The 912-nt window shown below is 44.0% G+C and carries 2 protein-coding genes; both read right to left on the reverse strand.

All coding sequences use genetic code 11. The annotated features are described in order from the left end of the window. Positions 1-459: sulfotransferase (locus tag A3750_RS03940; RefSeq protein ID WP_231871701.1), on the reverse strand; the 459-nt coding region annotated here is incomplete at its 3' end. Then, a partial coding sequence (locus A3750_RS03945; RefSeq protein ID WP_156498379.1) for a glycosyltransferase occupies positions 452-912 on the reverse strand: 461 nt, incomplete at its 5' end. The genes A3750_RS03940 and A3750_RS03945, both read right to left, overlap by 8 nt.

A 912-nucleotide genomic window follows, 5' to 3' on the forward strand; every position in this document is an offset into this window, starting at 1 on the left:
ACGCAATCCATAGTAAGGCAAATCAATTTTGGGAACGAAACGTACTTTCTCCAATATATAAGCCAAGTCTAACTTCGCCGTCCAACGCAACTTGGCAGACCCCGTCGCATCGACGCCATCACGCACAATAAAGATATATTTTGCGTCAGGAAAAACAGCATGAAGAAATGGCACGCGAAGAGAGTTCGCACAGGTTTTCTCAACGAGAATGTTTGCACCAAACTCTTTCGCATATTTGTCAAAAGTAGTGTTTAAGTAGGACTTAACTAGCGTGGTCGCTTGCTGCTCTGAAAACTCATCGGACGGATGTCTGACATTCCCATGACGAATAATGTAGTTTATTTCATCACAAGGCCATGTTTCGACACCATTAAAAGATGTTACGACATCGCGCAGCATGTTTGTACCCGAGCGAGGGGCGCCAATGATGAATACATTATAGTGGTCTGTACTAGGCACTCAGCCCTCCTATATAGTCGAGTAAACGCCCCGATAGAGCTTTATACTCGTAATTATCGATAGCGAACTGCCTCCCGTTGACTCCTAACTGCTCGCACTCGACTTTACTCATAGAACGTAGCGTCTTGATTCCATCAGCAATTAACTTTGCATTTTCTGCGCTTACAGTAATACCGGCACTAGCCAACTCGACAGGATCAGATGCGCCCGAATAGGAATGCAACACAGGTTTTGCGGCGTAAAAATAATCTGGGATTTTATTTGGGGATACTCCAAAGCGATATATATCATCGTCCAGCCACCCCAAGTAACAAACATCAAACAGCGCTAGCGCACTACTGACCTGGTCCTTCTGAACAGGGCCCGTAAATATCACGTTTGATAATCCATCTTTATCTATACGCTCTCGAAATTTTTCTAGGTATTGGCCTTTACCAACAATAACGAAATAAA

The sequence above is a fragment of the Oleiphilus sp. HI0079 genome, from assembly GCF_001635105.1.